Genomic DNA, 14,286 nt, shown 5'->3' on the forward strand with positions numbered 1-14,286 from the left:
GGAGTCCGATCTTGAACATCCTCGCCAAGATCGCCCCATTGCGGGCGTTAACTCCGCAGATTTACGGCAAGGGCAATAATTCCAGGTCAGAGCCCCTACCGGACGGGCACTCGCGAGCGTTCCTCGCCGGGGGAACACAACGAGCCGATTGCCTAGGGCAAAAGCGTGATATCCACGCGGCGCTGTTGTCGGCCGGGCTAGAATCGCATTTGCGACGCACGGCGGGCGAGTGGGCCGGTGCGTGGCAGGGGTCGGGGGCGTTCGTGTGCCGGAAAGGTGACGGATGGTCATTGGAGAGGTCGGGGGGCTGAGGCCCGGTGATCCAAGGCGTTTGGGGCCTTACCGGGTTCTGGGCAGACTGGGATCAGGCGGGATGGGGACGGTATACCTGGCGGAGTCGTCCGGGGAACAGGTGGCCGTGAAGGTCATCCACTCGTCGCACGCGGCGGATCCCGTGTACCGCAAGCGGTTCACCCAGGAGATCGCGGCGGCGCGGGCGGTGCGCTCGGAGTACACCGCCGCGGTGGTCGACTCGCAGGTGGTGGGCGACCCGCTCTACGTGGCCACGGAGGTGGTCCGGGGGCAGCCGCTCGACCGGCTGGCGGTGCCCGGGAGGGGCCTGCCCGCCGAACGCGTGGTCTCGCTCGCCCGCGACACCGCGCGGGCGCTGCGCGACATCCACCGGGAAGGGCTGGTGCACCGCGATCTCAAGCCCTCCAACGTGATGGTCGGCGCGGCCCGCGCCGTGCTGATCGATTTCGGCATCGCGACCACCGTGGCCGACATCGGTCGCCTGACGAGCACCGGCAAGGTGATGGGAACCCTGCCCTACCAGGCCCCGGAACTGGTCAGGGGAGGCGGCGTCGCGTCGGTGAAGTCCGACGTCTTCGCCTGGGGTTGCGTGGTCTTCTACGCCGCGACCGGGCGAGGGCCGTTCGGCGACGGCGCGGCGGGCGAGGTGATCCCGGCCATCCTGGGCGCGGATCCCGACCTGCGCGCGGTGCCGGGCGAGGTGCGCGAGATGGTGGGGCTGGCGCTGTCGAAGCGGGACCGGGACCGGCCGGACGCCGACGAGGTGGCCGCCGAGCTGGAATCGGTGGCCGCGTCGGTGGTGGTCTGCGGCGCGTCCCACGGCGGTTACTCGGGCCGGCTGCGGAAACTGTTGGCGGAGAACGGCTTCGCCGTGCGGATCTCCACCGTTCCGGACACCCTCAACGGCGCGGGCGTGCTGCTGGTCCTGGTCACCGACCGGCCCCCGCCGGAGGTGGTCGACATGCGACTGGCCGCGGAGTGGCTCAACATCCCCGTCCGGCGGATCGTCGTCGCCGGTCCGCGGCAGCCGGACGCCTTCCTCGACGCGCGCGCCAACGCACTGCCCGGTCCCGCCCACCTCGCGCAACTGCGCGCCCTGGTGCGCACAGAGCCGCGCACGCACGACGCCACGAGCCCGGTGGACCGCACGGCCGCGCTCGTCGCGGCGGTGCGCACCGCGTTGCGGGCGGGCGATCTCGTCACGGCCGACCGGCTGACCACCGAGATGCTGCTGGCGGCGGCCGGGCGGTCGGACGAGGGGTGGATGACCCGGTCCCACGTCAGCCACGTCGGCACGGCGTTCCTGCACGAGTTCGCCCGGGTGTGGCACGAGGAAACCGGTGGCAGGCACGGTTTCCGCGCCCAGCGGGCGCTGGTGCCCGACAGCTCGCGCAACAGGATGTTCACCCTGGCCCGCGCCTTCGGGTGGAGTGGTCAGGGCTCCATCTCCGACGACTACGAGACGTGGGTGTCCGACCGCGTGGACGTCCCGGGGTTCTTCCCGACGCTGCGCCCGCCCGAGCGGTCCTACGGCTGGTACGACAACTGGAGCATGACGGTCACCGCGGTGCACGACCGGATCAGCGAGGAGCGGCACGATGGATGACATCACCGGGTACGTGCTGCCGGGGCTCTTGATCCTGGCCGGGCTGGGTTTCCTCGTGCTGGTCGTGCAGCAGGTCAAGCAGTCGCTCGTGAACGTTCCGCTGGGCCGGTTCGCCGTGGTGACCCGCAAGTACAGCTCGTTCCGGCTAGCCGATTCGCTCGCCCAGGCGGTGAACCGGCAGAGCGAGCTGCTGATCGGCGGTCGCATCTACTTCCGCCCGCGCCGGCTCTACCGGTGGGACGTCCAGGACATGATCAGCATCCCGGTGGACTCGATCGGGATCGTGCACGCCAAGATGGGCGGCTCGCTGGAGCACGGGCAGCCCATCGCCCGGCACGTCCCGTGCGACCACTTCCAGGACTTCGCGACGTTCCTCGACGAGGGCGGGCAGCAGGGCCCGCAGATCGAGATCCTCAACAGCGGCGGCCAGTACGCCATCCACCCCACCGTCTTCGAGGTGCGGATAGTCAAACGCACCTACGTCCCGCTGCGGACCATCGGCGTGGTGGTGGCCAAGGTGGGCGAGATCATGCCGTACGGCCACACCCTCGCCCGGCACGTCGACTGCGACTACTTCCAGAACGGGGTGAAGTTCCTCGAAGACGGCGGGCAGCAGGGCCCGCAGCAGGCGCTGCTGCCCGGCGGGGGCTACTACGCCATCAACACCGACATGTTCAACGTCCTCACCCAGAACCAGATTGACCTGGAGACGGTCCCGCTGTCCCACCACTACCTGGATCCGGAGGACCTGCGGCTGGTGTCGGTGGAGAGCGAGGAGACCGGGGTCGTCATCGTCACCGAAGGGCTGCACCCGGTCGACGCCGACGAGCCCGCGCCGAGGATCGAGGGCCACGAGAGCTTCCAGTTCCCGTGGATCTTCCTGGCCAACGGCGGGCAGTTCGGTCCGCAGGCCGAGGTGCTCCCGGGCGGCTCCACCTACGCGATCAACCCGTTCTTCGCCCGCGTGGTGCGGATTCCGTCACGGGAGCTGATCCTCTCCTGGGGCCGCAAGGACGTCAGCGCCGACCGCTACGACTCCGAACTGGACTTGATCGAGGTGACCCTGGACGGGTTCCACGTCTCGGTCGAGCTGACCCAGACCTTCGTCATCCCGCCGGAGACCGCGCCGCACCTGGTGAAGCGGTTCGGCGAGGACGACGAGGAGCACGGCACCGCGGGCGTGCGCAAGTCGGCCGCGGTGCAGCGGCTGGTCACCCGCCTGCTCGGGGTGGTCGTCAAGGGCTACTTCAACGAGGTGTCCAACAGCCACCTCGTCGAGGAGTTCATCAGCGACCAGAACCAGGTCCGCGCCGAGCTGAAGACCCTGGTCGAACAAGCGCTGCGGGAGCAGAACGTCTCGCCCCGGCTGACCACCATCGGCGCGATCAAGTTCCGGTCCGACGAGATGAACGAGGAGTTCCGGCACATCGCGAAGCTGCGGCAGCAGAGCAGGCAGCTCAGCCAGCAGTTGACCAACGCGGCGGTGGAGACGGACCTGAAGCGGGAGAGCATCAAGCAGGAGAAGCTGAAGCGGTCGGCCGAGCTGGAAGAGGACGTCCGCATCCTGGGCCGCGACCAGGTCGCCGCGGAGCGGATGGCCAGGATCGACGCGAGCCGCCAGGTTCCCCAGGTCTTCGTCGCGTCGGGCGACCCCGGGGTGCTCGACCTCCCCAGACGGGTGCGCGGCGTCGCCCAGCGCGAGGGGCAGGTTCCCCTGTGGGTGCTGGACACCGCGGACGTGCAGCCGCAGCCGGCCCAGCTCACCGAGGCCTACGACCGGGAGGAGCGAGAGCATGACGACCAGCGCTGACCGCCCCCGGCTGGGAATCGACCTCGGCACGACCGCCACGTGCGTCTGCGTGGTCGACGGCAGCGGGCAGGCCAGGGTGCTGGCCAACCGGGAGGGCGGCGCGACCACCCCGTCGGCGGTGTACCTCGGTGCGGACGGCACGGCGGTGGTGGGCGACCTCGCGCTCGACCAGCGCGCGCACGAGCCGGGGCGGGTGATCACCGAGATCAAGCGCGAGATCGGCGGCGACTACACCGTCGCGGTCCCCGGCGGGCACCTGCGGCCCGAGCAGATCTCGGCCCTCATCCTGCGGCAGGCCGTCGAGGACGCGCTGGAGGCGCTCGGTGCCGCGGTGCCCGCCGCCGGTCCGCTGGCCAGCGCCGTCGTCACGGTCCCCGCCTACTTCGGGACGGCGGAGCGGGCGCGCACCCGCGAGGCGGGCCGCATCGCGGGGCTGGAGGTGCTCGACCTGGTCAACGAACCGACGGCGGCGGCGCTGGCCAGCGGCCTGCGCGGCACCCCGGCCGGGCGGGCGGTCCTCGTCTACGACCTCGGCGGCGGCACCTTCGACGTCACCGTCGTGCTCATGTTCCCCGACGAGGTCCGGGTGGTGGCGACCGGCGGGGACGCCCGGCTCGGCGGCGCGGACTGGGACAGGGTGCTCGTGGACCTCGTCCTCGACCAGCTGGGCGAGTTCCCCGACGAGGAGGACCCCCGGACGTCTCCGCGCCTGATGGCGGGTCTGCTCGGGCAGGCCCAGGCGGTGAAGGTGGCGCTGTCGACCGCCACCGAGCAGATGCTGACCGTGCGGACCGCGCAGGGCCGCGTGCACCGCATGGTCATCTCCCGCAGCGACTACGAAACCGCCACCTCCGACCTGCTCGACCGCACCCTGGACTTCACCGGCGACCTGATCGAGCAGGCCCGCGCCGCCGGAGTGTCGAGGATCGACGACGTCCTGCTGGTCGGCGGGATGTCGCGGACGCCCGCCGTGGCCAGGAGGCTCGACGAGACGTTCCCGCACCTGCCCGCGCCACGGCTCGCGGCCGACGCGGAACTGGTGGTGGCCAAGGGTGCCGCCCAGGTCGCCGCGGGCGAGTCCCGCAGGGTGGTGGACGTGGCGTCCAAGGGCTACGGCGTGCTGATCGTGCGCGACGCCGCCCGCCCCTCCCTCGGCAGCGCGGTGCACTGGATCATCACCCCGAACACGCCGCTGCCCACCAGCGGGCGGCACACGTTGTGCACCGTGCGCGACGGGCAGACCGCGATGCGGGTCGCCGTGTACGAGTCCATGACGGACGTCCTCTCCGACGACGAGGCCGACCACGTCCGGCTCGACGAGCGCACCATGGAAGGGCTTCCGCAGGACGGCCGGCGCGGCGACCCGGTCGAACTGGACTTCTCCCTCGGTGCCGACGGGGTGCTGCGGATCGACGCCCGCGCGGCCAACGGCGCGCGGCTCGGGATCGAGACCCAGGTCCGCGGCCGCGACACCGACGTCGTCGCGCCGCTGCCCGGCCTGCGGCGGTGACATGGCCGAGACGGACCTTCCCGGCCTCCGCGCCGCCGACGTCCGCGCCTACCTCGACGACGTCGTCACGCCGGTCGAGACGGGGTGGTCGCCCCACCGGAACCTGTTCCGGGTGTACCGCCTGCCCGCCGACTGCACCGCCGACGAGATCGACTCGGCGCTGACCGCCGTCCCGGCGCTGTGGGGCGTTCCCGAACTGCGCGAGCACACCCAGGCCGTGGACCGGCTGCGGCGCGGGCACCCGACCGCCGTGCGGGTGCTGGGCGATCCCGGCGGGCGCTCGGTGCACCGGACCGCCGTGGCGGCGGAACGCACGGCCCTGGCCAAGGTGGTCGACCAGTTCCTGCGGTCCGCGCCGGGGATGCCGCCCACCGCCGTCGCCGCCCTCGTCCGGCAGTCGGCGGGCCGCTGGAGCCGTCCGGACGTCTTGGCCGCGCTCGAACAGCACCACGCCGTCGAGCGCGAGCCCGCGAGCCTGGGCATCACGCCGGACACGCCCCGGTCGCGCCGGATCGCCGCCGCGCTGGCCGACCTCGGGGTCCCCAGCCTCTGGGAGTACCTGACCGGCGCGTTGAACGGCGGCCCGGAGGTCCGCGCGGACGCGCTCCGGCACAGGCGCGCGCATCTGCGGACCCGGCGAGGAGCCGCTGTCGAGGCCGAGCTGACCGTGCTCAAGATCGTCGAACAGGCGCTGGACGAGCCCGACGGGCTGAGCCCGCTGCTGCGCCACGAGTTCCTCACCGAGCTGTCGGTGGCCGTGCTGCTGGGCTACCAGGAGGTCGGTTTCCTCGCGGCGGCCGACCCGCAGCGGTGCGTCGCGAGCGGCCTCCCGCGCGACCCCGACACGCTCGCCTACGCCCTCTGGTGCCGCCGCGTCCACCGGTCCGATTGGGAGTCCGACTACCGGCAGGCCATCGCCGACGGCAGGCTGCGAGCCGCGCTCGTGGTGCTGTCGAGCAGACCGCTGACCGGGGACTGGGAGCGCGTCCGGGACGAGTTGGCCGCGACCGTGGACCGGGTGGCCGCCGATCTCGCGGCCGCCCGCGAGTTGGAGGGCACCGCGCCGGAGGAGGCGGCTGCCCGCTACCTGGCAGCGGATCGCGAGCTGACGGACCCGGCGGTCAAGGAGGGCCTGCGCCGCTGCCCGGCCGTCGCGCCCGCCGAGGTCTCCGCGCGGGCGCACCACGACGCCGTCGTCATCACGTGGTCGGAGACGACGTCGACCGCGGGCCGCCTGACCTACCGGGTGAGCCGGGGCGCGACGGTGATCGCCCACGACACCGACGCCCTGACGCTGTCGGACGTGCCGCCCTCCGGCGTGCCGACGTCGTACGCGGTGCAGACCCTGCGCAACGGCGTCCCCGGCGGGCGGGCGCACACCGGCGAGGTCGTGCCGGCGCCCGAGGTGCTGGACCTGACGGCCGAGTCGACGGTGTTGGCGGTGCACGGCCGCTGGCGGCTGCCTCCCGGAGCGGTCGGGGCGTCGGTGACCAGGATCGCGCCTTCGGGCGAGATCGCGAAGGTCGCCACGCCCGACGGGACCGGGTTCGACGACACCGCCGTGGTGCCCGGTGTGCAGTACCGCTACCTCGTGCGCGCCCGCTACCCCGGCCGGGCCGGGAAGCCCGAGGACAGCGCGGGCTTGGTGGTCTGCGGCGAGTGCCCGGGAAACCCGCGCCAGGTCGACGACCTGCGGGCGGTGCTCTCGGGCGACACCGTGGAGCTGACCTGGAGCAGGCAGAGCGGCACTCCGCTGGTGGTCCGCGTCCCGCACGACGGGGTCGCGCCCGCGCCCCAGGTGCTCCGTGCCGCCGACGCGGTGGTCGCGGGCCGGGTGGTCGCGGTCGGCGACACCGGCCGGGCATCGGTCCCGCTGGCGGACCTGGCCGGGCAGCGGGTGCTCGTGCCGGTCACGGTGTCCGGCCCGCTCGCCGCCATCGGCCCGGCGGCGCGGGTGGCACCGCCGCTGGAACCGGTCGTCGGCCTGCACGCCAGGCGGTTCGGCCCGCAGGTGGTGCTGTCGTGGCAGTGGCCGATGTGGGCCAACGACGTGCGGGTGGTCTGGCGGCTGGACGGGCCGCCCACCGGGCCGCAGGACCCGCAGGCCACCGCGGTCGAGATCAGCAGGTCCGCGTACGCGGGCCGGGGCGCGCGGATCACCGCGACCCTGCCCGGCGAGCACTGGTTCGGGGTGTCGGTGGTGGACTCCGGCCGGTTCGGGCCGATGGTCACGGTGTGCTCGACCCGGCTGCGCGAGGTGCGCTACGACGTTCGGCGCGCGGCCTGGTGGCGGCGGGGCGAGCTGCTGGTGGCCGTGCACGGCCCGGAGCCCGCCCCCGACATCGCGGTCGTCGCCAAGTCCTGGTCGCGTCCGCTGGCCCCCGAGGACGGCCTGGAGGTCCTGCGGCTGCCCGCCCCCGGCCCGCCCGAGCCGGTCCGCCTCCGCGTGCCGCACCACCTGCGGCGGCCGGTGTTCCTCCGCGCGTTCTCCCTGGACGAGACCGTCGCGCTGGCCCACCCCGCCCCGCACCTCCTGGTCGTGCCCTGACCCGAGAGGAGACCGCCGTGCCGCTGCCGACCTGGAGCGTCCCGGGCAGGCGTGCCCCGGCCTGCCCCTACTGCCGGACCCGGACGCCGGGGCAGGCGTATCTGCGGCAGTGCGCTTCACGTTGCGGCGAGGCCGCGACCGACTTCCCGGTCTCCGCCGCGCGCCGGGGCCAGTGCCCGCACGGGCGTGCTCCGAAGGCCCGCCGGGTCTGCCCGGCGTGTGGGCAGGCCGTGCCGCGCGAGTACGTCGAGGGCCGCCCCAGGGTGGTCGCCGTGGTCGGGACGGCCGGGTCCGGCAAGAGCACCTGGGTGGCGTCGGTCGTCCGGCGGATCGCGAAAGGGCACCTGGACGACCGCTTCCCCGGCATGTCCCTGGACGTGCTCGGCGAAAGGAGCAGGCTCCGGCACGAGCGGGACCGCGTGCTGGTCGCCGAAACCGTCCTGCACCGCGACCCGGGGCCCGAGCCGCTGCTGGTCAGCCTGCGCGTCCGGCCGCGGGCACGGCCCGTGGTGATCGCGTTCCACGACAGCGCCGACGAAACCGCGGCGAACCTGGAGCACGCCGACGGCCTCGTCCTGGCCGTCGAACCCGGCGCAGTGCCCGACGACGCGGGGATCACCCGGCTCGCCGAAGCCGTGCGCGCCGCGCGCGGTCTGCGCCCCCACAACCGGATCGGCCTTCCCCTGGCCGTCGTGCTGACGAAGCTGGACACCGTGTGGGACATGGTCGACCCCGGTTCGCCGCTGCTGCGACCCGTGCCCCGGACGGCCGGCTACGCGGTGTCCGACGGCGTGGACGTCCACCACGAGACCATCGCCTGGCTCGGCCACTGGAACAGGATGGACCTCATCCGAGGGGTCCACACCGCCTTCCGGCGCCACCGCTACTTCGCCGCGACCGCACTCGGCGACCGCGCGGACGGCAGGCGGGAACCGGTGGCCTACCGGGTGGAGGATCCGCTGCTGTGGCTGCTCGCCGGGTTCGGCGCGATACCGACCTTCGCGGGCGTGGCGAGGACGACCACGTGATCGGCCAACTCCTCCGCTACCTGCTGTCGGCCGTGTTCGGGCTCGTGATCGCCGGGCCGGTCATCGCCGCCGCGCTCGCGCTGAGCCTGACGTCGGCGTTGGTCGCCGTCATCCGGGAAGCGCTCGACTGCCTCGCCTCCCGGGCGGACACCCGGCACCTGGCGCTGGACTCCTCGCCCGATCCCGCCGACCGGCGTTACCTGTCCGGCCCGGCCCTGCGCGACCACCGGCGTCTCGGCGTGGCCTGTTTCGTGGCGTTGCACCAACGCGGGTTGGCCCAGGTCGACGAGAGCTTCGCAGCCGACGGACTGCGCCGGGTGCGCCCGATCCGGGAGTCCCAGCTCGTCACCCGCTCGCCCGCGGTGCCCTTCCTCTCGTTCAGCGCGCGCGCCGGGTTCGCCATCGGCTACACGCTCGTGCTCGTCCTGCTGGCGACCACCTGGGTGGTGCAACTGGTGCTGCTCACCGTTGCAGCAACGGGTTTCCGGCTCCTGGCCGGCACGTTGTGGCTGTTCGAAAGGCTTTCCCTGGCGCTGAGGCGGATCACGACGGAGTGCGCCCACTGCCACACCCGACTCGCCCGCCCGGTGTTCGTCTGCCCCTGCGGTCGCGAGCACCACGCGCTCGTTCCGGGCGCGCAGGGCGTGTTCGTCCGAACCTGCCGCTGCGGCCGGCGTCTGCCCACGCTGCTGCTCACCGGCAAACGCGGTCTCTCCCCGCAGTGCGGCGGCTGCGGCGCTGCCCTCCCCTCCCCCACCCTGACGATGCCCACGCGTCACGTCCCCGTGGTCGGCGGCACCGGAGCCGGCAAGTCGGTATTCCTGCACACTGCGGTCGCCCGCATGAGGTCCGACCACGACGCCGTCCCGGCGGACCCGTTCACCGACAGCAGGCTGGCCGAAACCGGCGCCCTCCTGGCCGACGGCCTGTTCCCGCCGCGCACGCCGGTGAGCCAACCGGTCTCGCACACCCTGCACGTGCGCAACCGGCTCCTGCACCTGTACGACGCGGCAGGGGAGATCGTGCAGGACGCCGAGCGCATCGCCGACTCGGTCTTCCTCGCCCTGAGCGACGGCGTGGTCCTCGTGGTCGACCCGCTCGCCCTTCCCGCCGTCCGCTCCCGCGCCGACCCCGACGTCCTCGGCGCTTCACGCACGTCCTGCACCGACCCCAAGACCGTCCTCGACCTGCTCACCGAGACCCTCGCCGAGCACGACACCGCAACGCCGCGCCGCATCGCCGTCGTCGTCACCAAGGGCGACACCCTCCCCGGCCCCGCCCATCCCTACGCCGCCTGCCCACCAGACCGCCCCGCCGCGGTCCGCGCGTGGCTCATCGCCCACGGCCACGCCGACATCGTGCACTCCGCGGAACACCACTTCCCTTACGTCCGCTACTTCGTGGTCACCTACCTCACCTCCTCCGCCACCCTCCACGACGACCCGGCCGCCCCGATCCACTGGCTGCTGACCGGAACGACCCCATGACCTCCTCGACCGACCGCGGCCGCGCGGTGGCCCGCGTCCTGCTGCTCCTGTCGGCCCTCACCGCGGTCGGCCTGATGGCCCTCGCCGTCACCGCTTTCTTCTGACGACGAGGCGCGGAGCCCGGAAACCGGCTCTGTCAAACGAACCGCGCCGCCGCTGATCATGTGACGAATACTTTTCGCCGGCGTCGAAGTCCCCGGGCGATGCCGTCACTCACCGGCGGGGCCGTCCACCATTCGAGCGGAGAAACGGAACCCAGGGGAGTGACGTATCGGCCAGAGTGCCCTTCCTGTCGGGTATTGCGGCCAGACTAGGAACCTATGGCCGATGGCGGCGTCAGCAACGACATGGACGGCACGGTCCACGGCGCGTTGGTGCAGGCGGGCCGAATCGATCAGGTGGTGCTGCCGCCGATCCCGGAAGCGGCCGTGGTGGTGCCACGACAACTACCGGCCGCCGTTCCCGATTTCTGCGGGCGTGGTGCCCACGTCGCCGCTCTCGACGCCCTGCTGGCCGAATCGGAGCGCAACGCCGGCGCCGGGGCGGCGGTGGTGGCGTTGAACGGTTCGGCCGGGGCGGGGAAGTCGACGTTGGCGGTGTGGTGGGCGCACCGCGTCCAAGACCGTTTCCCGGGCGGCACGTTGTTCGTGAACCTGCGCGGCTACGGCCCGAGCGCCCCGTTGCCCCCGCAGGTCGTGCTGACGGACTTCCTGACCGCGCTGGGTATCGCGGAGCGACGGGTTCCCGAAGGCGTGGAGGCGCAGGGCGCGTTGTTCCGGTCACTGGTGACGGTCCGGCAGGTGTTGGTGGTGCTGGACAACGCCGGGACCGCCGAGCAGGTGCGTCCGCTGTTGCCCGGCGCGGCGGGGTCGCTGGCGTTGGTGACCAGTCGGGGCGCGCTGTCGGAGCTGGTGGTGCTGGAGGCGGTGCGGCGGGTCGCGGTGGACGTGTTCGACGCCGTGGACGCCGTGCGCCTGGTGGAGCGGATCGTGGGCGGCGAGCGGGCCGCCGCAGAGCCCGACGCGGTGGGCGAACTGGTCGGCGTGTGCGCGCGATTGCCGTTGGCGGTGCGGGTCGCGGCCACGCGCCTGGCGTCCCGCCCGTTCCTGTCGGTGGCCGACGTGGTGGAGGAGATCCGGGAGGAGCAGCGCGGCCTGGCCGGAGCGGACCGGTCGTGGCGGGGGTTGGGTGGGGTGCGGTCGGTGTTCGAGTGGTCCTACGCCCTGCTCGACCCGGTGCACGCGCGGGTGTTCCGGCTGGCGGGGTTGCACCCCGTGCCGGAGTTCGGGACGCACGCCGTCGCCGCCTTGGCCGCGCTGGATCTTCGTTCCGCGACTCGGGTCCTGGACGAGTTGGCGGAACAGCACCTGGTCGAGCAGGTGGCCCGTCATCGGTACCGGATGCACGATCTGTTGCACGACTACGCCGCCCATCGCGCGGGTTTGGACGAGACGCGCAAGGCGCGGGAGGAGGCGGTGACGCGTTTGCTGGGGTGGTATGCCGCAGTGGCGGACCGGGCAGATCGTCTCGTGTACCCGGTGTCGGCCCGGCTGGTGGTGGATCTTCCCGTCGTGCAGTCACCGGTGCGCGACCGGGCGGAGGCGTTGCAGTGGTTGCGGTCGGAGCGCGTGGTGTTGTCGGCCGCACAACGCATGGCCGTGGATCACGGCATGCACGCGGTGGTGATCGCATTGGCGTTGGCGTCACGTCACCTGGGGTTGGGACCTCGGGCGTGGTGGCGGGAGGAACTGGAGGCGAAATCACGCGGGATCGAGGCCGCCCGGGTGTCGGAGGACGGCGCGGCTGAAGCGTTCCTGCGGGTTCTGCGTGGGCACAGTCACCGGAGTTCGGGCGATCAAGCGGCGGCGGAAGCCGACTTCCAGAACGTGGTGCGGGCGGCGGCCCGGTCCGGCGATCGCGTCCTGCACCGGCGGGCGTTGGCCGGGTTGGCGAGCCTGCGCGAGGCACAGGGACGTCACGACGAGGCTGCGGAACTCTACTTGGCGATGTGGCAGGCGACGAGGCAGGAGGGCGACTCCGGGGCCGAGGCCATCGCGTTGGGAAACCTGTGCCTGGTGAACGTGGTGCGGGGGCGTTTCGAAGAGGCGCTGGACTACGCGCAACGGGCGTGGGAATTGCGCAGCCGCACCGGGAATCCGTTGATCACCGCCTACGCCGAGGACGACGTGGCGCTCGCGCGGCAGGGACTGGGTGAGCACGACACCGCGATCGGGTTGTGGGAGAAGGTTGTCGACGTCTACGCGCGGCACAGCGGCACGGAACCGCACCTGGCCACGGCGCTGGAAGCGATGGCCGTCTCGCTGTCCGCCACCGGCCGGGACGACCGGGCTGCGCACAACCTGCGGCAGGCCGCCGTGATCCTGGCGGGTCTGGACGACCCGCGCGCCGACCTGGTCCGGCGGCGTGCCGACGAGCTGGCACCGGCACGCGCCGACGGGTCCGGTCAGGCGTCGGGCCGCCCGCAGGCGGGGCAGTCCGGCTCCGGTACCGGCGATTCGTAGAACGTGCTGTGCTGCAACGTGATGAGGTTGTACCCGAACTGGCGGTTCGTCCGCAGCCGGGGAATCCCGGTGATCAGGCTCATCACGGCGTGGCCGGCCAGGTGTCCCGAGATCCCCGCCGACACGGCGTTCACCGCGTGCGTCCCGGTTGTCCCGCTCGTGTCCGGCCACGGGGTCGACGGCGGTGCCGCGAGCTGTTCGCGTGCGGCGGCGGTGCGTGCGCAGTCGTAGCAGGGTCCGCTGCCGGGCACGAACAACCCCACCCCCGCCCTGGGCCCGTGATAGCCGCCGTGGACCCAGGCGGTGCCGGTGTCCAGGCACGCCCGGTTGGTCCACGAACGGATCTCGTGAGGCGTGTCGGCGGCCATCAGCAGCACGTCGCACCCCGTGGCCAACCGTCGCAACGTCCCCACTCCGTCGACGGAGGTCCGCTCGCCGGTGACCTCGACCTCGCCGTTGTGCCGGCGCAGCACTTCGACCGCGACGTCGACCTTGGCGCGGCCGAGGTCGTTCTCGGTGTACAGGACCTGCCGGTTGAGGTTGGACAGCTCCACCAGGTCCGGTTCGACCAGGTGCAACCACCCCACCCCGGACTGGGCGAGCGCGAGGGCCGCGGTGCTGCCGACCCCGCCGACACCGACGACCGTGACCCGCGCCTGCCGCAGCGCCAACTGCGCGTGCCACCCGGTGGTGCGCGGAGCGGTGTCCATCCACCGCCACAACCCCCGGCTTCGCGCGAACCGCTCCCGCTGGGCCTCGGAGAGCGCCTCCGGCAGCGGTTCGTCGGCGTCCTCCAGGTAGCCGGCGGCGGCCAGCGTGTCGACCGCGTCGTAGACCGTGCGGGGCGGTACGTCGGGGTGGAGGTGGACCAGGTCGGCGACCACCTGGTCCAGCACGCGCGTCCCGTCGAGAAGGGTGAGCAGCGTCCACACCGTGCCGTCCGGGTCCGGGATCGTCGCGGCGACTCCCGGCAGGGAACCGCCGATCTGCACCAGGTCTTCGCCGTGGCGGACGGGCAGGTGCTCGTACTTGATACGTGGGCGGTGCATCACACTTCTCCTGTCACATCAGGTCATGCCTCATTCGTCGTCTTCGGGTCACACGGGATCCGATCCACCGTGACCGCGATGAAAGTGATGATCATGTATTCACCCCCCTCCCTGCCGGTCAAGGGGGAAGGGCAAGCACGGACGCTGCGGCTGCGACTCGTCCGGCACCGGGACGTGGAATCGAGACGGGCTCATCCCCGGCCCTCCTCTCCTGTGACGGCCGGCGGGAAGCCGGCCGAGAAGAGGATGCGGCGCACCCGGGAACAGAACCGGGGACAACCGACGGGACAAGACCGGGACAACGACTGATCCGAACGGGTGGTCTCGTATCCCCGACCCCTGTCTGCGGTCCGCCCGGCGACCGGGCGTTCCGCCGCGCCGCGGAGTCGGTCGTGCGCCGGATCACGCACCCCG

General features: G+C 72.6%; 8 protein-coding genes. 7 read left to right on the forward strand and 1 reads right to left on the reverse strand.

What is annotated here, in order from left to right; translation table 11 throughout:
• The first annotated feature begins 283 nt into the window (after nucleotides 1–283).
• The 7 genes from AC0HI0_RS17010 (at nucleotide 284) to AC0HI0_RS17040 (ending at nucleotide 12,823) form a co-directional block, all read left to right on the forward strand.
• Nucleotides 284–1,918: a protein kinase domain-containing protein gene (locus AC0HI0_RS17010; protein WP_480933346.1), complete on the forward strand. Its 1,635-nt coding sequence runs from the start codon at nucleotides 284–286 to the stop codon at nucleotides 1,916–1,918.
• Entirely contained in the window at nucleotides 1,911–3,728 is a 1,818-nt protein-coding gene (locus AC0HI0_RS17015) for an SPFH domain-containing protein (protein ID WP_480933347.1), read from the forward strand. Before AC0HI0_RS17010 ends, AC0HI0_RS17015 begins: the two co-directional genes overlap by 8 nt.
• Nucleotides 3,712–5,238 carry an Hsp70 family protein gene (locus AC0HI0_RS17020; protein ID WP_480933348.1) on the forward strand — a complete coding sequence of 509 codons (1,527 nt, stop codon included), beginning with the start codon at nucleotides 3,712–3,714 and terminating at the stop codon, nucleotides 5,236–5,238. The genes AC0HI0_RS17015 and AC0HI0_RS17020 overlap by 17 nt, the downstream gene beginning before the upstream one ends.
• Before the next feature lies 1 nt (nucleotide 5,239).
• The gene (locus tag AC0HI0_RS17025) at nucleotides 5,240–7,786 is read left to right on the forward strand and encodes a hypothetical protein (RefSeq protein WP_480933349.1); all 2,547 of its coding nucleotides are present in this window, start codon (nucleotides 5,240–5,242) and stop codon (nucleotides 7,784–7,786) included.
• A gap of 17 nt (nucleotides 7,787–7,803) precedes the next feature.
• Complete coding sequence (locus AC0HI0_RS17030; protein ID WP_480933350.1) at nucleotides 7,804–8,814, forward strand: hypothetical protein; 1,011 nt, start codon at nucleotides 7,804–7,806, stop codon at nucleotides 8,812–8,814.
• The gene (locus AC0HI0_RS17035) at nucleotides 8,811–10,301 is read left to right on the forward strand and encodes a TRAFAC clade GTPase domain-containing protein (RefSeq protein ID WP_480933351.1); all 1,491 of its coding nucleotides are present in this window, start codon (nucleotides 8,811–8,813) and stop codon (nucleotides 10,299–10,301) included. The genes AC0HI0_RS17030 and AC0HI0_RS17035 overlap by 4 nt, the downstream gene beginning before the upstream one ends.
• Nucleotides 10,302–10,621: 320 nt before the next feature.
• A complete protein-coding gene (locus AC0HI0_RS17040) occupies nucleotides 10,622–12,823 on the forward strand; it encodes an ATP-binding protein (RefSeq protein ID WP_480933352.1) in 2,202 nt (733 codons plus the stop codon).
• On the opposite strand, the gene AC0HI0_RS17045 is transcribed toward AC0HI0_RS17040, so the two are convergent.
• Complete coding sequence (locus AC0HI0_RS17045; RefSeq protein WP_480933353.1) at nucleotides 12,766–13,872, reverse strand: HesA/MoeB/ThiF family protein; 1,107 nt, start codon at nucleotides 13,870–13,872, stop codon at nucleotides 12,766–12,768. The genes AC0HI0_RS17040 and AC0HI0_RS17045 overlap by 58 nt on opposite strands.
• Nucleotides 13,873–14,286 lie beyond the last annotated feature (414 nt).

The organism is Saccharothrix sp. NBAS 001 (assembly GCF_056640475.1).